This is a genomic window from Lutibacter sp. (assembly GCF_041596795.1).
Classification (GTDB): domain Bacteria; phylum Bacteroidota; class Bacteroidia; order Flavobacteriales; family Flavobacteriaceae; genus Lutibacter.
Genome location: NZ_JBFHHX010000021.1, coordinates 14,427 through 31,821 on the forward strand (window position 1 = coordinate 14,427; position 17,395 = coordinate 31,821).

The window sequence follows — 17,395 nt, forward strand, 5'->3', positions numbered from 1 at the left end:
TTTTATAATAAAATATGTTTTAAGTAACTTTGATGAAATTACAATTATTTAAATGAAGATAATCAAACTTAATGCCATTGATTCTACCAATTCTTATCTGAAGGAGAATGCCATTAAAAACAATTTAGAAAGTTACACTATTGTAGTTGCCGATAAGCAAACCAGTGGACGAGGTCAGTTAGGTACTGTTTGGGAATCTGACTTAGGTAAAAACCTAACATTTAGTGTGTTAGTTAAATTTGTTGACTTTGAAATTACTCGTCAATTTTATTTAAGTATGGCAGTTGCTCTTGGTGTTTTAGCTGCTTTAAAAAATAAATGGGATACAAAATATTATATTAAATGGCCAAACGACATTTTGGCAGATAAAGATAAGATTGCTGGGATTTTAATTGAGAATAGTATTTCTGGAAATTTTATTAAAAATACGGTTATTGGAATTGGTTTAAATGTTAATCAAATTTCGTTTTCAAAAGAAATTGAGAATGTAACCTCTTTAAAAAAAATATCAGGAATAGATTTTGACCGTGATCAATTACTTTTAGACCTTATTAATTCAATAGCTAGTTATATTAAATATATAGATGCTAAAAAGTTTTCTCAGCTTAAAATGGAATATATGAATTTGCTGTTTAAATATCAGATTCCCGCAATGTTTATTGATAATAAAGACTTGGTTTTTATTGGGAAAATTATTGATGTTTCAGCAGAAGGGCAGTTGGTTGTTGAGTTAGAAAATGAAAAAACTCGCAAATTTAATTTAAAAGAAATTAAATTTGCGAGTCGTTAATTTGTAAAAATACTATTATAATTTACTTGCGTTTTCAGTTAACGTATCAATAAATTTTTGCAATGGACTTTTAACCATCATAGCCATCATTGGATTAAAATCTCCATTAAATAACAATTGAGTTTCACAACTGTTTTCTGTAACAGGCACAATGTTGGCAGTTAATGAAAAATTTAGTTTGCTACTAGCTGCACCTAAAACAATTTTATCAAATTCTTGTTTTTCTTTTACAACCAATCTAATTTCTGGCATTCCTTTTAAGCTAAATATAAAAGATTCTCCATCAACTTCAAACTTATCGGTATTTTCAGGCATTAATTGCTTAAAATTATTTAAGTCGGTCAAAAATTCAAAAAATTCTTTTTGAGACTTATTAATAACAGATTTTTTAGTTTCTAAATTCATAATTTTTATTTTTTATTCCACTCACTAGGATTTTCTCTCCAAAGTTTAAGTGTTTTTAACTCATTTTCAGAAATGTAATTGCTGTCTAAAGATTGTTCTAATAAATGATCGTAATCGCTTAAGGTATTTAATTTAACGTTGGCATTTGCAAAGTTTTCAGATGCAATATCAAATCCATAAGAGAAAATAGCTACCATTCCTTTTACATTAGCGCCTTCTTGTTTTAAAGCTTCAACAGCGTTTAAACTACTTTTACCAGTACTAATTAAATCTTCAACAACTACCACATTTTTGTTTTTTTCCAACAAACCTTCCACTTGGTTTTTTCTACCATGTGATTTAGGTTCAGGTCGTACATACACAAAAGGAACGTTTAAGTGTTGGGCAACTAAAACACCAATTGCAATGGCGCCAGTTGCTACTCCTGCAATTACATCGGGCTTCCCATATTCTTCTTCAATTAAATTAGCAAGGTTTTCTCTCAAATAATTTCTTATTTTTGGAAACGATAACGTAGTTCTATTGTCGCAATAAATTGGTGAATTCCATCCAGAAGCCCAAGTAAATGGGTCGTTTGGTTGTAATTTAATAGCTTTTATTTGTAATAAAAGTTCAGCAGTTTTTTTTGCAGTATCTTTGTTCTTAATCATAATGCAAATGTATAAAGTTTTTGTGAATGACTGTCCAATTATTTTGACAGAAAATAAGAAAATATCAACAAAATATAAAAAAGTAAGCTTTAATAGTTCTAAAATTAACTCGGTGTTAACTGATTTATTTGAGAAAAAATTACTTGGAATATGTTTTGTAAGTAATGATATAGAGGCTGACTGGCAGCAGTTTATGTCTTTTTTTAAAATTGAAAAAGCTGCTGGAGGTAAAGTTTTTAATAAAAAAAATGAAGTTTTATTTATTTATAGGTTAGATAAATGGGACTTGCCAAAAGGAAAATTAGAAAAAGGAGAATGTATTAAAAATTGTGCGGTTAGAGAAGTTGAAGAAGAATGTGGTATTAAAAACCTTACAATAAAAAATTTTATAACAGATACTTATCATGTTTTTGAAAAAAAAGGAAAATTTATATTAAAAATTACGTCATGGTTTTTAATGTATACCGATTTTGAAGGAGAACTAACACCACAAACGGAAGAAGATATTGAAAAAGCGATTTTTAAAACCGAAGATGAAATTAAAGTTGCCTTAGAAAATACGTATGGAAATATAAAATTATTGTTTTAAACGATGGCTTTGATTGAGACTGAGGTTGATACTAAAATTATCCTAAAAAATATTTACTTATCTTTGCCGCTTTTTTAAAACAATATTCAATGACAAAATTTATAACTAAAAGAGTATCAAACGTTAGAAACGATGTATTATCTGGAATTACCGTTGCTTTAGCTTTAGTACCTGAAGCTGTTGCATTTGCTTTTGTTGCAGGTGTTGATCCGTTAGTAGGGTTGTATGCTGCTTTTATGGTAGGATTAATTACTTCAATTTTTGGAGGAAGGCCAGGTATGATTTCTGGAGCAACAGGTGCTTTAGCGGTTGTTATGGTTAGTTTGGTTTCCGAAGGAAATGCATTGGGTAATCCAGGTGAAAATTTAGGATTGTACTATTTATTTGCAACTGTAATTTTAATGGGAATATTTCAAGTTTTAGCAGGCCTTTTAAAGCTTGGTAAATTTGTTCGTTTAATTCCGCATCCTGTAATGATGGGGTTTGTAAACGGATTGGCAATTGTAATATTTCTTTCACAATTAGGAATGTTTAAAAGAACGGTAGGTGGTGAAAAAGTTTGGCTAGAAGGTAGTCAATTATATGTAATGATTGGTTTGGTGGCTTTAACGATGCTTATAATGTGGGGATTGCCAAAAATTAAAAAAGCCCAAAAATTGCCAGAAGCTTTAATAGCTATTTTAATTGTAACTGGAGTTGCTATATTTATAAATTTTGATGTTGCAACTGTAGGTTCTTTTATTAGAGATGGAGGAGGAGCTGGTTTAAAAGGTGGTTTTCCTACCTTAAAGTTAGAAACTTTTGCAAAAGTTCCTTTTACTTGGGATTCTATTGTATTTATATTACCATACGCTTTAATTTTAGCTGCAATTGGTTTAATAGAATCATTAATGACCCTAAATTTAGTTGATGATTTAACAGAAACTCGAGGAGATGGAAATAGAGAATGTTTAGCACAAGGTGGTGCTAATATTGTTACAGGTTTATTTGGTGGAATGGGTGGTTGTGCTATGATTGGTCAATCTATTATAAACATAAAAGGTGGAGGTAGAGGTAGATTATCTGGAATTGTAGCAGCTGTAATGTTATTGTTATTTATATTATTTGGTTCTTCATATATAGAAGAAGTTCCAATTGCAGCCTTAGTAGGTGTAATGTTTATGGTGGTTATTGGTACATTTGCTTGGAGTAGTTTTAGAATTATTAATAAAATTCCAAGAGCAGATTTATTTGTTTTAATTTTAGTTTCTGCATTAACCGTTATTTTCGATTTAGCCATCGCAGTAATTGCAGGTGTAATTTTTAGTGCCTTAGTATTTTCTTGGGAAAATGCAACTAGAATTAGAGCAAGAAAAAGAATGAAAGATGATGGAACAAAAATTTATGAAATTTGGGGACCTTTATTTTTTGGTTCAATTTCAACTTTTATGGAAAAATTTGACGTGAAAAATGATCCAGATCATGTAGAAATTGATTTTGTTGAATCTAGAGTTTCAGACCATTCAGCAGTAGAAGCTATTTTTAATTTGGTTGAAAAATACGAAACAGCTGGCAAAAAAATTTATTTAAAGCATTTAAGTGAAGAATGTAAAGTATTATTACATAAATCTAGTCCAAAATTTAAAGAAGTTATTATTGAAGCTATTGATGATCCACGTTATCATTTAGCAGCAAATCCAGAAAAATTCACCAAAGGTTTATTTGAAAAATAATTAGTTTCCTTAACAGAAGAAGTTAAATCTCTATTGGTTTAACTTCTCCAGGAAGCATATTTTGAAGTTTAAAAACACCAATTCTTACTCTCACCAATCGTAAAGTAGGAAATCCAACAGCGGCAGTCATTTTACGAACTTGCCTAAATTTTCCTTCGGTTAAAGTGATAGATATCCAACTTGTTGGTCCGTGACGATCGTCTCTAATTTTTTTATTTCTTTTTGGTAATAAAGGAGTTTTTAATTTTTTTACGGTGCATTTTTTAGTTAAATATTTCCCGTTTTCAGTATTTATTTCAACTCCATTTTTTAAGGTTTCAACGGCTTCAAAAGAGATAGTACCATCAACTTGGGCATAATATTCTTTTTCTATTTTAGAACTTCTAATATACTCACTAGTTTTTCCATTGGTAGTTAGTAATAATAAGCCTTCAGAAGGTTCGTCTAAACGGCCTATTGCCATTGTGTTTTCAGGAAAATTGTATAAATCACCCAACATTTTTTTATTGGTACGCTTGGTTTGGTTATTTATAAATTGACTTAAATATCCGTCTGGTTTGTAAATTGCAAAATGTTGGTCTTTAATGTTTTCCATTTAAAATTTGATATACTAATTCTTTAGTTAACTCTTGTCCAGCAGCTTTTTTTCTAATATCATCAAAACTAAAAATAAAATCGCAACCATTTTTATATTCGCTACAGCCGTAAGCAGTTTTTCCTTTTAAAATAGTACCTTTTTTACATTTAGGGCAATTGATTTTTTTAGGTGTATTTTTAGTGTTGTTTTGAGGGCGAGTAGCCTGTTTCTCTTCTAATTTTAAATTGAAATTTTCATCAAAACGAATTAAGCCTTCAACAGTGCCTTTTTCGGTTTTAAATCCTTTTAAATTTACAGTACATCCTTTTTTTAATAATCTAGTATATTGGTTTTCAGATATTTTTTTATTTAAAAAACTAAACGGAAGTTTTAAATCGCATCCATTTTTATAGTTACTACAACCATAAGCTGTTTTTCCTTTTAAAATAGTTCCTTTATTACATTTTGGGCATTTTTCAGCGGTAATCCCTTTTTTACTTTTTTTTGTCATTCCTGCGGAGGCAGGAATCTTATTGTTTTTAAGAGTTGAAACAGCAGAAATATTAGCTCTAACTTTTTCTGAACGAACTTCGTAAACCAAATCATCCACCATTTTTTTCATATTTTTTATAAAAGTTCCGGCATTAAAAGTTCCTTTTTCAATTTCTTTTAATTTTTTTTCCCATCTACCTGTAAGTTCAGCAGATTTTAGTAATTCATTTTGAATGGTATCAATTAATTGAATTCCAGTTTCAGTAGGTAGTAATTGTTTTTTATTTCTAACAATATATTTACGTTTAAAAAGTGTTTCAATAATATTTGCACGTGTAGACGGTCTACCAATACCATTTTCTTTCATCAATTCTCTTAAATCATCATCATCTACTTGTTTGCCAGCAGTTTCCATAGAGCGTAAAAGCGTAGCTTCTGTAAAATGTTTTGGAGGATTTGTTTCTTTTTCTAAAAATGAAGGAATATGAGGTCCTTTTTCACCTTTAACAAAGGTTGGTAAAATACCGGCTTCTTTTTTAGGAGTATTTGGAGTTTCAAAAACAACTCTCCATCCTTTTTTTAAAATTTCTTTTCCAGTTGTTTTAAAAGAAACCGTATCTGCTTTTCCAATTACAGTTGTGTTAGAAACTGCACATTCATCATAAAAAACAGCAATAAATCGTTTGGTAATAATGTCATATACCTGTTTTTGATTGTATTGCAAACTAATTTGAACACCTGTAGGAATTATAGCATGGTGATCGGTAACTTTTTTATCGTTAAAAACTCTAGATGATTTTTTTAATTTTTTTTCTAGTAAAGTAGCTGTTAAGTTTTGGTAATCTGTAAGGTTTTTTAGAATTGCAGGAACTTTAGGATATACATCAGTTGGTAAAAAAGTGGTATCAACTCTTGGGTAGGTTACCGCTTTTTGTTCGTATAATTTTTGAACAATTTTTAAGGTTTCATCCGCAGAAAAACCAAATTTATTATTGCAATAGACCTGTAAACCTGTTAAATCGAATAATTTTGGAGCGTATTCTTTACCTTTCTTTTTAGTAATTGAAACAATTTCAAAATCGCTTTCTTTTACTTTATTCGCAAAAATTTCACCTTCTTCTTTCTTTAAAAACCGACCTTCTTCACAATTAAATTGAGTTTCTCGGTATAAGGTTTGTAATTCCCAATAGGGTTGTGGTTTAAAATTTTCAATTTCTTTATACCTATTTACTAACATTGCCAAAGTTGGAGTTTGCACACGACCAACAGATAGCATTTGTTTGTAACCACCGTGTTTTACGGTATATAAACGGGTAGCATTCATACCTAAAAGCCAATCTCCAATGGCTCTAGAAAAACCAGCATAATATAAACTATCGTAATTTTTTGAAGGTTTTAAATTTTGAAAACCTTCTTTTATAGCTTCTGTAGTTAATGATGAAATCCATAAACGTTGTACTTCACCTTTATAACTAGCTTGTTTAATTACCCAACGTTGAATTAGTTCTCCTTCTTGTCCTGCATCACCACAATTTATAATTACTTCAGCCTTATCAAATAAGCTTTTTACTATGTTAAATTGCTTTTGTATACCATCATTTGAAACCACTTTTGTTTTAAATTTTTCAGGTAACATTGGTAAGTTGTTCAAATCCCAACTTTTCCAATGGGGTTTATAATCGCTAGGTTCAAATAGAGTGCATAAATGTCCGAAAGTATATGTAACAGCATAACCATTTCCTTCAAAATACCCATCGCGTTTTGTTGTTGCTCCTAGAACAGTAGCAATTTCACGAGCAACACTTGGTTTTTCGGCAATACAAACTTTCATGTGTCTTTTTTTATAGTTTTTTATAGGTCACACTTCAACTCCGGTCAGTGCAGGCATGCTGTTCGCTATTAATCATTCTGTTATGTGATTAAATTTTGAACATGTTAGTTTTATTTATTACTAAATTTTGGAGGTGCAAAGTACTAAATTTTAATAGAATTTGTAATTAAGATTTTTAAATTAAATATGAAATTTTGCATGTAAATAGCTTCCTATTTAATAATTAGAATTTAGTTTTAGAAGAAAAGTTGGTTATTGTTAAAATTAAAAAGAATATATTTATTGCCTAAACACCAAACTATCAATGAAATCATACTCAATTCAAGAAATCAACTCAATTTTAAATGGAGAATTATTAGGAACAACTTCTCATAAAATAACAGGGCCAGAACACTTAAGTAAAGCAACTGAAAATCAAATTAGTTTTATAGGAAATAAAAAATTTGTCCACTTATGGAAGTCTTCTAAAGCAAGTGTAGCTATTGTAAATTTAAACTTATTAGTAGAACCAACTGAAAATAGAGCGATTATAAAAGTTAAAGATGCCGATTTAGCAATGGCTAAATTATTAGAGGTTTTTAATCCTGATTTACCTAAATTAGAACAAGACATTCATCCAACTGCAGTAATAGACGAAACTGCAAAAATTGGTGCACATTGTAAAATTGGCGCAAATTGTTATGTTGGAAAAAATGTTGAATTAGGAGATAATGTGCATTTATATCCAAATGTTGTAATTTTTGAAGCTTCTAAAATTGGATATAGAACAGTAATATGGTCTGGAACCGTAATACGTGAACGAACCGAAATTGGAAATGATTGTATTTTTCATTTAAATGTAAGTATTGGAGCCGACGGCTTTGGTTACCGACCAAAAGAAGACGGAAGCGGTTTGTTAAAAGTACCACATATTGGTAATGTTATTATTGGTAATAATGTTGAAATTGGTGCAAATTCTTCTGTTGATCGTGCTAAATTTAGTGCAACAATAATTGGCGATGGTTGTAAAATTGATAATTTGGTACAAATAGCGCACAATTGTGTGTTAGGGCGTTCTTGTATTATGGCAGGAAGTAGTGGTTTGGCTGGCTCTGTAACTTTAGGTGATGGTGTAATTATTGGAGGAGCATCTTCAATTAAAGACCATGTAACTATTGGTTCAGGGGCTGTTGTTGGTGGTGGTTCAGGTGTAATGAGTGATGTTCCGGCAGGTAAAACAGTTGTTGGATATCCAGCAACAGATGCAAGGGATACCTTTAGACAATGGGTTGCAATAAAAAAACTTGGAAAAGCTTAATTTAAAATTAAAATTACACTTTTTTTAGATAGAAATAATAAATTATATTTGTTTTACAATTGTTAATTAAATTTATATAATGTTAAAAGAATTAAAAGAGATTAAACCTGGTATTGGATTGGGGTTTCTAAAGTTTGGAATGTCTAGAGCACAAGTAAAAGAATTGCTTGGTGAGCCTACATTTATTGATAAATATTCGCATTCTGAAGCAGCTAATGATGCAACAGAATCTTGGGAGTATGACGAATTATTTTTATCTATTAGTTTTGATGAAGCTGAAGACTGGAAACTAATGATGATTTCTGTTAGTTCAGATTATTATGAGTTAGAAGAAGTATCGTTAATTGGGTTAAACGAAAGCAAATTGGTAGATCAATTAGATGAGATTGATTATGGACATGTATATGTTGAAGACTGTTCTGAAAGTGATGATGAAGATAATAAAGTAATTGAAATTGATGAAAAATCAATTAACTTTTGGTTGACAAATGGTGTTTTAGATGAAATTCAATGGTCTCCTTTATTTATTAATGACGATACTATAAAATGGCCTAAATAAAGGTTAAATTTTTTAGTAAAAAGATTATTAAAAAATTACTATCTGTCATTTTAAATCGGTTGTTTAACAGAATAGAAGTGCAGGTAGTATATTTTTTAAATTTATTTAGTATTGTTTTTTCCATTGTTGGTGTTTTTTACCAACAATTTAATGTATAAATTAATTTCATTATCTAATTTATTGATTTTCAATAAACTGAATTGATTGTTGGTTGAATACTTGAGCTTGCTCAATATTTACAACATGACCACAATTTTCTATTACAAATAAAGTAGATTTTAAATGAGTTTCTACTACTTCTTTTATAGAAGGTAAAAACAAATGATCTTCTTCACCCATAATATAAAAAGTAGGAATATTAATAGCTGTTGTTCTAAAAAAACGTAATAAAGGATTTATTTCTGAAGTTAGTTTAAACCATCGAATAAATTCTTTTTGATATAATTTTTTAGCTTCGTTAACAAAAATTAAACGCGATTTTTTATGATTTTTACGAGGCATTATAATAAATGCAAATAACTTATATAAAAGTAAATACGGAACAATCGATTTAAAAAGTACACCAATACGTATTAATAATTGAGATTTTAGATTGAGTTTCATAATAGCTCCACCCATAATCATACTTTTTACACGCTCAGGATGTTTTTCTGCTAAATTTCTAATTAAAATAGTACCTAAAGAAATACCAGCAAAATGCGATTGTTTTATATTTAAATGATCAATTACTTCAACAATATCATGTGTAATTGCATCAAAAGTATATTTTTCTTTAAAAGCGTCTTGTAAAACTTTTTTACTGTTTCCATGCCCTCTTAAATCTAATATTAAAACATTGTAAATAGCACTAAAGCTTCTAATTTGTTTAAACCAAATGGACGAGCTTCCTCCAGCTCCGTGTACAAATGTTACCCATTCTTTTGAAGTTTTATGTTTGTACGTAGTATAATTTAGCATGTTTTATTTTTAGATAGTAATGGCTGCTAAAATACTGAAAACTATTTTATAAATCATAGTTTATTTTTTAGAGTAAATAAATATTGATTTTTACCACCAAACAACAAAAAACTTTTCAGTTTCTCCATTAGATTTTTTTAACCAGCAGAGTGGAGCTGTTTTTTGTTGAATAAAAACTGTTAACTTTTGTAAAAATACTTCAAAAGGCAACCATTTGGTTTGTGTTTCAATTTCTTGTAACCAATTTATTTTTGTTGGAATGTAAAATTTACAAGTATTAAATTGTTGTAATTCATTAAAATGAATGTAAAATCCTTTCACACAATTTTTATTTAGCAATTCAAAATTGATTTTAGTTGTCTGGTACGGAATAAATAATTGGGCTTTAAAAAGTACTTTTTGTTGAATGTTTTCTGGGGAGAGTTTTAATTTTTTTAGTAATGGTTTGGTAAACGGATTGTACAAAAGAGGTAGTTGTTTATCTTTTAATTTACGCAATTTTTCAACCAAACTATCTTTTCTGTTAGGGCCAATCCAATGGTCTAATGTTGTTTTTCCAACAGAAGCATCATACAAGTAAAATTTATAAATAACTTCTAAATGGACAGGAGTGTTATTTTGCTTTAAAATACAATCTAGTTCACCTACAGTAGTTTTGTTATTTTGAATTTGAGTATTTTCTGTTAAAATTTTAATAGAAGTATTTTGTCGCAATTGATGACTTAAAAAACGTTCAACACGCTTTCCTAATCGCTGATTTTTAACAATGTTTCCGTTAAACTGTGTGATGTTTTCTTTTTGAAGAATAAATTGTTCTAAGCCAAAAACAGCATTGTTAATCCATAGTTGAGGTGTTTTTAAAAAACCTTCGTATTGTAATTGTATTTCTTTGGTGTTTAAATTCATAAAAGAATGATTTAAAACACTTTGTGTATTGGTAGTTTTAAATGAGCAGCTTCATAATAAGGAGATTTTTTATAAATAAAATCTAATTGAGCTCTAGTATTTTTTGCAAAGTCAACATCGGTGGCTATTTTTTTAGCTAATTCTTTTTTTACATCTGGATTGTCTTTTAAAAACTGTTCGGCAATATCTTCAAAAACATAAGCAGAATATCCTTCTTTTTGTTGTAAAACACTATCAAAATAATTCCAGTTAAAAAACGAATCTGTTGCAGAGGCTTCTAAAGTTTCTATAATATAACGTGCCCCAAATTGATTTACAGGAATATAAATAGCACCTTTATTAAATTTAATTTCTTTGGTTGAAGTTGAAACGGTAGTATTGTAATGCAAGTAATGCCCTTCATAAGCAGTAGTTCTAGTTTTATAATCTGCTATATGCTGTTCTTCAGCAGTAATTATTGTATCGTTTTTAAAAACGGTATATGCTATATTGTTTTCATTTAATCGTTCTATAACTTTCCACCAACCTTGATTTAAAATATAAGCTTTTGGAATGGTGATTTCTTTTGTAACTTTATAATTATTGTAATATTTAACAGATTTAGTATATGGCTTTGTTTTATCGTAAAATAGGCGTTTTCCGTTGGTTACTTTACTATCTATATAACTTCCTTCATAACCTTTAAATTGAAGTGTTGTAAATGTATCTTTAGAAATTTCAAAAGTGATTGGATATGTTTTTTTTGCTAAAATTTTTGCTACTGCATTTTTACGTAATTCTTTAATTTTTGAACTGTTTTTTATAGTAAAATTTATAGCGCTTTCAAGTAAACTGTAGGTTTGTTCTACACGTTGTTTGTAAGGTTTTAGCATATGTGTTTCTACCATAAAACCTAATGTATTAAATAAACTTGTATAACCTGTAGAATACCTTGGAGAATCAAAAAACTGACTAAAACCAGCTTCTGGAGTAGTACCCCAAACATTTACATAAGGTGTAATTATAATGTCTTTTTTTAGTAAATCGGCTTCAATTACAGGTCTCATAGTGGTTTCTAAAAACAGCCCTAAATCATTACCTAATTTGTTATGTTGTGTAAATAAATGTGTAATTGCATATTGGTAATCTGCACCATTACTAACGTGATTGTCAATAAAAACATCTGGATTTACTAGATGAAAAACTTCAGCAAAAGCACGTGCATTTTTTGTGTCGGCTTTTATAAAATCTCTATTTAAATCAAAGTTTCTGGTATTTCCTCTAAAACCGTATTCTTTTGGTCCGTTTTGGTTTGCTCTAGAATGCGCGCTTCTATTTAAAGCGCCACCAATATTATAAATTGGAATTACAGCTAAAACAATATTTTCTAAGGTTTTTATTTTATCTGGATTTTGAGCAATATCTCGTAAAAGTAACATAGAAGCATCTACACCGTCTGGTTCTCCAGGGTGAATGGCATTATTTATTAGAATAACATTTTTAGAACTTTTATTAATTTTAGCGAAATCAAATTCTTTTACACTATTAAAAACTATTAAATGTAGTGGATTTCCGCTATCGGTTGTACCAATTTCTTTAATGTCAATTTCAGGAAATTCAGCTGCTAATTGTTTAAAATAGGTGATTGTTTCTGTATAAGTTGTAGTTTCTAAACCATTAGTTTTTTCAAATTTAGTAGTGAAATCTGGAGAATTTTGTTTAGGGGTTTTAGAACAAGAAATAGAGATAACTAAAAGTAAGAGTGTTATTTTTTTCATATATATTTATTCTTTTTTAAACTTACAATTGTATGTGTTTTTGTTGTTTAAAAGGTTAAAGTTATTCTATTTTAATAGTGAAGCTAGCCTGTATAATTACTTAAGAAATAATATATAAGCTAGCTTATATATTATTTGAATTATTTTTTACTAACGCTTTCTGGCACAAAGCTAGAAATATCTCCTCCGTGTCTGTAAACATCTCTAACAATACTTGAACTGATAAAAGCAGTATCTGAAGAGGTTAATAAAAATACAGTTTCAATATTAGAAAGTTTTCTATTGGTTTGTGCAATGGCTTTTTCAAATTCAAAATCGGCAGGATTTCTTAAACCACGTAAAATAAAATCAACATTCATTTTTTCGCAAAAATCTGTAGTTAAACCAGAATAGGTTAGCACTTTAATTTTAGGTTCGTTTTTGTAGTTTTCTTTTATAAAATTTTCTCGATCTTCTAGAGAAAACATATATTTTTTATCAGAATTTACTCCAATTGCAATTATAATCTCATCAAATAAAGGTAAGGCTCTATTTATAATATCTACGTGACCAAGTGTTATTGGGTCAAACGAGCCAGGAAAAATTGCTTTTTTCATAATTAATTTTTTAAAGCCATTTCTACGGCATTATCAAAAAGTTGTTGTAAACTAATGCCTGCAATTGCAGCTTGCTGCGGTATTAAGCTTGCAGTTGTTAAACCAGGAACTGTATTCATTTCTAAAAAATGAGGTTCATTGTTTACTATAATGTATTCAGAACGCGAAAAGCCGCTCATATTTAATGCTTTATAAGTTTTAATGGCTGTTTTTTCTAATTTTTCATGAAGTTCTTCAGAAACTCGTGCTGGCGTAATTTCCTCAGCTTTACCTTCGTATTTAGCTTCATAATCAAAAAAGTCGTTTTCTGTTACAATTTCTGTCATTGGTAAAACCGTAATTTTATTGTTATAATTTATTACACCAATAGAAACTTCGCTTCCGTCTAAAAAGGCTTCAATTAAAATTTGAGAATCTTCATTATAGGCTTTTTCAATAGCAGGTAACATTTCGTCTTTAGTTTTAACTTTAGAAATTCCAAAGCTAGAACCAGCATTATTTGGTTTTACAAAACATGGTAAGCTAACTTTAGCAATTATTGTATCAATATCAATTGCATCTCCTTTGTCTAAATAATAAGAGGTAGCTGTTTTTATGCCGTATTGTTTAACAACACTTAAACAGTCTCGTTTATTAAAAGTTAATGCCATTTGATAGAATGGGGCAGAGGTGTGTTTTAAACCAATTAATTCTAGATAGGCTAAAATGCTTCCGTTTTCACCAGGACTTCCGTGTATTGCATTAAAAACACAGTCGAAAGTGATTTTTTTACCATCAATTTCTGCAGAAAAATCGTGTTTGTTTATTGGATATTCTCTGTTAGAATCATCAACTAAAACCCATTTATTTTTTAAAATATGAATTTTGTAAGGGTTGTATTTATCTTTAGAAATATGTTGATATACTACAGCTCCGCTATTAAGTGAAATATCAACTTCAGAGGAGTAACCCCCCATAATAATGGCAATATTTTTTTTCATTTTAAGTTTATTGTATTAGCATAAGTACAAACTTACATAAATATAGTTGAAATTTGTTAGCTTAAAAGTTGGAAAGTTTAGAAGATTTTAAGGAAATTCTATCGTATATTTTTTTATGAATTGAAGCGCTTAATTTTTTTGCAATTAACAACTAAACAAATCAATTCAAAAAAAAGTATCTTTGCAAAATTAAAATATAAAAAATGAGTCTGATTAAATTTATAAAGTCCAAAACGTTTTTAAAACAACTAGTTATTGCATTTGTTGGTTTGGTGGTGTTTATTTTTGTAGTTATGAAATGGTTAAATATTTCAACAAATCATAATCAAAAAATTGAAGTTCCAAATCTGGAGAAAATGAGTTTAAATGAAGTAGAAAGAACATTAGAAGAGTTAGATTTAAGACTTTTTGTAATTGATTCTGCAAGTTATAACCCAGAATATCCTGCAAAATCGGTAATAGATCAAGATCCAGAACCTGGAGATTTTGTAAAAGAAAATAGAAAAATATACCTCACTTTAAATCCGTCTGGTTATAGAAATATAGAAGTGCCAAGTGTTTTTGGAAAAACAAAAAGACAAGTAACATCTCACCTTAGTTCTATTGGTTTTAAAATAAGTGCAGAACCTGTTTACGTTTCAGATATTGCAAAAGATGTGGTAAGAGGGTTAATATTTAAAGGTAAAGCCCTAAAATCAGGTGAAAAAATTCCAAAAAACTCTGTTATTACACTTAAGTTAGGTGATGGTGAAGGAACAGGAAGATATACAGAAAACTAATGAGTTTAGAAGAAATTAGCGCAGAAAACGAAGAATTTTACGAGCATTTTAATTATGTAGCACATGTTGGGCAAGAACCTTTACGTGTAGATAAATTTTTAATGAATTTTATTGAAAATGCTACTCGAAATAAAATTCAACAAGCAGCAAAAGCTGGAAACGTTTTAGTAAATGATGTTGCAGTTAAACCAAATTATAAGGTAAAACCAAACGATGTGGTGCGTGTTGTTTTATCGCATCCACCACACGAAAATTTATTGGTTGCAGAAGATATCCCTTTAGATATTGTATTTGAAGACAACCAAGTTATGGTTGTAAATAAACCTGCCGGAATGGTGGTGCATCCAGGTCATGGTAATTATAGCGGAACCTTGGTAAATGCATTAATTCATCATATAGAAAATCTACCAACAAATTCTAACGAACGTCCAGGATTGGTACATAGAATAGATAAAGATACAAGTGGTTTATTGGTTGTTGCTAAAACAGAATTTGCAATGGCACATTTATCTAAACAATTTTTCGATAGAACAACAGAGCGTTTGTATTATGCCCTTGTTTGGGGAAATATTGAAGAAGATGAAGGTAGAATTGAAGGGAATATTGGTAGAAGTCTAAAGAATAGGTTACAAATGAGTGTTTTTCCTGAAGGCGATTTTGGAAAACACGCAGTAACACATTATAAAGTAATTGAGCGTTTTAGCTATGTTACCTTGGTGCAATGTAAGTTAGAAACAGGTAGAACACACCAAATTAGAGCACATTTTAAGCATATTGGTCATACACTTTTTAACGATGAACGTTATGGAGGAAATGATATTTTAAAAGGCACCACTTTTACAAAATATAAGCAATTTGTAGATAACTGTTTTAAAGTATTACCGCGTCAAGCTTTACATGCCAAAACCTTAGGTTTTGAACATCCAACTACCAAAGAGTATTTGCGTTTTAATTCTGAAATTCCAGAAGATATTCTAGCTTGTTTAGAAAAATGGAGAACTTATACTGTAAATCAGAAGGAGTAACGATGAAAGAATTTTCTGTTGAAAATTGGAAGAGAAAAGAACAATTCGAGTTTTTTAAAGATTATGAAGATCCTTTTTTTAATATTACCGTAAATTTAGAGGTAACTAAACTTTATAATTTTTGTAAGAAAAATAAATTATCGTTTTCATTAGCTTGTATTTATGTTGCTTTAAAAAGTATAAATGAAATTCCAGAATTTAAGTTACGCATCAATAATAACAAAGTTTATATTTTTGATGAAGTAAACATTGGTTCAACGGTTTTAAATGAAGATAACACATTTTCGTTTTGTAATTTCCCTATAAAACCAACAATTTTTGAATTTGATACCAGTGGTGAAAAGGTAATGGAAGCACATAAAAAAGGAGTAACTTTAGGTGCGCAAGAAAATGAATTAGGTATAATACACTGCTCAACATTGCCTTGGTTTACCTTTACTAGTGTAAAACATGCTAGAAAGGGAGACGAAAAAAATAAGGGAATTCCTAAAATTGTTTTTGGAGGATTGTTTACTGAAAACGATCAACGTAAAATTCCGTTTTCAGTAGAAGTGCATCATGCATTATTAGACGGATTTCATGTATCTCAATTAATAGCTAAAATGAAAAGTTTTATAGATGAGCTAGAGTAATTCTTGAGTTGCAGGTTTATTTAGGTAAAACACAAAAGACCATTTAAATAGTCTTTTGTGTTTGCTAGTATTTTAAATTTCAAGGCTTATTTTGTATAAGCGCCTGAAGAATATGTTAATTCGTAACTATGCGTATAAATTTCAAAAACAATTCCAAAAGGATCTTCTACATAACACATTTTAAATGGTTTTTCTTCTGGATAGTATTCTCTAATTGGCATTCTTTGTTTACCGCCGTAAGCAACAATTTTTTCAATTAAATCCTCTATGTTTGGGTCTTGAATGCAAAAATGGAATAGACCAGTATTAAAAGGGTTAAATTCTGGAGCTTCTTTTATGCCTTGAGGAAATGAAAACATTTCAACTCCAACACCATCAGATGTAGATAAATGCGCAATTTCAAACTCGGTCCAATCTTCACCAAAAACATCAATACACATTTGTCCAATTGCTGTTTCTCTTTCTTTTTTTATTGTTGAAGGCTCCATAATTACATACCATCCCATTACTTCGGTATAAAACTCTACAGCTTTTTTAATATTAGGAACCGTGATACCAATATGTGAAAATGATTTCGGATAATTCTTAGTTGTTGTCATATATTATATTTTAGATTACAAAAATAGTTTATATTTGCATATTAGGCAATAACTTACTAAAAAGTAATATAGTTACTTAAAAGAGTAAAATTATGATTATCAATAAAATAAATTTTAATTTTGATTAAAAATATTAACTGTCCATTAAATTATACAATGAATCTAATAGGAACAAAATGGAAACCTTTAATATTATTTCATTTACTAGAAGGCGATTTGCGTTCGGGAGTATTACAAAAGAAAATTCCGGGAATTTCGAATA

General features: G+C 29.3%; 19 protein-coding genes. 9 read left to right on the forward strand and 10 right to left on the reverse strand.

The window, feature by feature from the left end; genetic code table 11:
- Window positions 1–52: 52 nt before the first annotated feature.
- Complete coding sequence (locus tag ABY298_RS04315; RefSeq protein ID WP_372744775.1) at window positions 53–790, forward strand: biotin--[acetyl-CoA-carboxylase] ligase; 738 nt, start codon at window positions 53–55, stop codon at window positions 788–790.
- A gap of 15 nt (window positions 791–805) precedes the next feature.
- Here ABY298_RS04315 and ABY298_RS04320 read toward each other — a convergent pair whose 3' ends face one another.
- Both ABY298_RS04320 and pyrE read right to left on the reverse strand, forming a co-directional pair.
- Complete coding sequence (locus ABY298_RS04320) at window positions 806–1,195, reverse strand: SRPBCC family protein (RefSeq protein WP_372744776.1); 390 nt, start codon at window positions 1,193–1,195, stop codon at window positions 806–808.
- Window positions 1,196–1,200: 5 nt separating this feature from the next.
- On the reverse strand, window positions 1,201–1,845 hold the full coding sequence (pyrE, locus tag ABY298_RS04325) for an orotate phosphoribosyltransferase (RefSeq protein WP_372744777.1): 645 nt from the start codon (window positions 1,843–1,845) through the stop codon (window positions 1,201–1,203).
- Window positions 1,846–1,852: 7 nt separating this feature from the next.
- On the opposite strand from pyrE, the gene ABY298_RS04330 reads away from it, so the two are divergent.
- A complete protein-coding gene (locus ABY298_RS04330) occupies window positions 1,853–2,434 on the forward strand; it encodes an NUDIX hydrolase (protein ID WP_372744778.1) in 582 nt (193 codons plus the stop codon).
- 89 nt (window positions 2,435–2,523) lie between these two features.
- Window positions 2,524–4,146, forward strand: a complete 1,623-nt coding sequence (locus tag ABY298_RS04335) for a SulP family inorganic anion transporter (RefSeq protein ID WP_372744779.1) — start codon at window positions 2,524–2,526, stop codon at window positions 4,144–4,146.
- A gap of 22 nt (window positions 4,147–4,168) precedes the next feature.
- Here the strand turns inward: ABY298_RS04335 and ABY298_RS04340 are convergent, their stop codons facing one another.
- Window positions 4,169–4,741, reverse strand: a complete 573-nt coding sequence (locus tag ABY298_RS04340; protein WP_372744780.1) for a pseudouridine synthase — start codon at window positions 4,739–4,741, stop codon at window positions 4,169–4,171.
- A complete protein-coding gene (locus ABY298_RS04345) occupies window positions 4,728–7,046 on the reverse strand; it encodes a DNA topoisomerase 3 (protein ID WP_372744781.1) in 2,319 nt (772 codons plus the stop codon). Before ABY298_RS04345 ends, ABY298_RS04340 begins: the two co-directional genes overlap by 14 nt.
- A gap of 304 nt (window positions 7,047–7,350) precedes the next feature.
- Here ABY298_RS04345 and lpxD point away from each other — a divergent pair, with 304 nt between their 5' ends.
- A complete protein-coding gene (gene lpxD / locus ABY298_RS04350) occupies window positions 7,351–8,343 on the forward strand; it encodes a UDP-3-O-(3-hydroxymyristoyl)glucosamine N-acyltransferase (RefSeq protein ID WP_372744782.1) in 993 nt (330 codons plus the stop codon).
- Window positions 8,344–8,422: 79 nt separating this feature from the next.
- Window positions 8,423–8,902 (forward strand): hypothetical protein, encoded by a 480-nt coding sequence (locus ABY298_RS04355; RefSeq protein WP_372744783.1) that lies wholly within the window; start codon window positions 8,423–8,425, stop codon window positions 8,900–8,902.
- A gap of 177 nt (window positions 8,903–9,079) precedes the next feature.
- Here ABY298_RS04355 and ABY298_RS04360 read toward each other — a convergent pair whose 3' ends face one another.
- The 5 genes from ABY298_RS04360 to ABY298_RS04380 all read right to left on the reverse strand — a co-directional run bounded on the left by ABY298_RS04360 (window position 9,080) and on the right by ABY298_RS04380 (window position 14,098).
- Complete coding sequence (locus ABY298_RS04360) at window positions 9,080–9,859, reverse strand: alpha/beta fold hydrolase (protein ID WP_372744784.1); 780 nt, start codon at window positions 9,857–9,859, stop codon at window positions 9,080–9,082.
- A 90-nt stretch (window positions 9,860–9,949) separates the two neighbouring features.
- A complete protein-coding gene (locus ABY298_RS04365) occupies window positions 9,950–10,765 on the reverse strand; it encodes a DUF1853 family protein (RefSeq protein ID WP_372744785.1) in 816 nt (271 codons plus the stop codon).
- 11 nt (window positions 10,766–10,776) lie between these two features.
- Window positions 10,777–12,522 carry a M14 family metallopeptidase gene (locus ABY298_RS04370; RefSeq protein WP_372744786.1) on the reverse strand — a complete coding sequence of 582 codons (1,746 nt, stop codon included), beginning with the start codon at window positions 12,520–12,522 and terminating at the stop codon, window positions 10,777–10,779.
- 140 nt (window positions 12,523–12,662) lie between these two features.
- The gene (coaD, locus tag ABY298_RS04375) at window positions 12,663–13,118 is read right to left on the reverse strand and encodes a pantetheine-phosphate adenylyltransferase (RefSeq protein ID WP_372744787.1); all 456 of its coding nucleotides are present in this window, start codon (window positions 13,116–13,118) and stop codon (window positions 12,663–12,665) included.
- Window positions 13,119–13,120: 2 nt separating this feature from the next.
- A complete protein-coding gene (locus ABY298_RS04380) occupies window positions 13,121–14,098 on the reverse strand; it encodes a D-alanine--D-alanine ligase (RefSeq protein ID WP_372744788.1) in 978 nt (325 codons plus the stop codon).
- A gap of 203 nt (window positions 14,099–14,301) precedes the next feature.
- Here ABY298_RS04380 and ABY298_RS04385 point away from each other — a divergent pair, with 203 nt between their 5' ends.
- The 3 genes from ABY298_RS04385 to ABY298_RS04395 are packed head-to-tail and all read left to right on the forward strand — an operon-like array spanning window position 14,302 to window position 16,534.
- Window positions 14,302–14,877, forward strand: coding sequence for a PASTA domain-containing protein (locus ABY298_RS04385; RefSeq protein WP_372744789.1), 576 nt, complete (start codon window positions 14,302–14,304; stop codon window positions 14,875–14,877).
- Window positions 14,877–15,902, forward strand: a complete 1,026-nt coding sequence (locus ABY298_RS04390; RefSeq protein ID WP_372744790.1) for an RluA family pseudouridine synthase — start codon at window positions 14,877–14,879, stop codon at window positions 15,900–15,902. Before ABY298_RS04385 ends, ABY298_RS04390 begins: the two co-directional genes overlap by 1 nt.
- Complete coding sequence (locus tag ABY298_RS04395) at window positions 15,869–16,534, forward strand: CatA-like O-acetyltransferase (protein WP_372744791.1); 666 nt, start codon at window positions 15,869–15,871, stop codon at window positions 16,532–16,534. Before ABY298_RS04390 ends, ABY298_RS04395 begins: the two co-directional genes overlap by 34 nt.
- Before the next feature lie 86 nt (window positions 16,535–16,620).
- Here ABY298_RS04395 and ABY298_RS04400 read toward each other — a convergent pair whose 3' ends face one another.
- Window positions 16,621–17,133, reverse strand: coding sequence for a lactoylglutathione lyase family protein (locus ABY298_RS04400; RefSeq protein WP_372744792.1), 513 nt, complete (start codon window positions 17,131–17,133; stop codon window positions 16,621–16,623).
- Between the two features lie 156 nt (window positions 17,134–17,289).
- Here ABY298_RS04400 and ABY298_RS04405 point away from each other — a divergent pair.
- Window positions 17,290–17,395 (forward strand): winged helix-turn-helix transcriptional regulator (locus ABY298_RS04405; protein WP_372744793.1); only part of this gene is annotated, 106 nt, incomplete at its 3' end.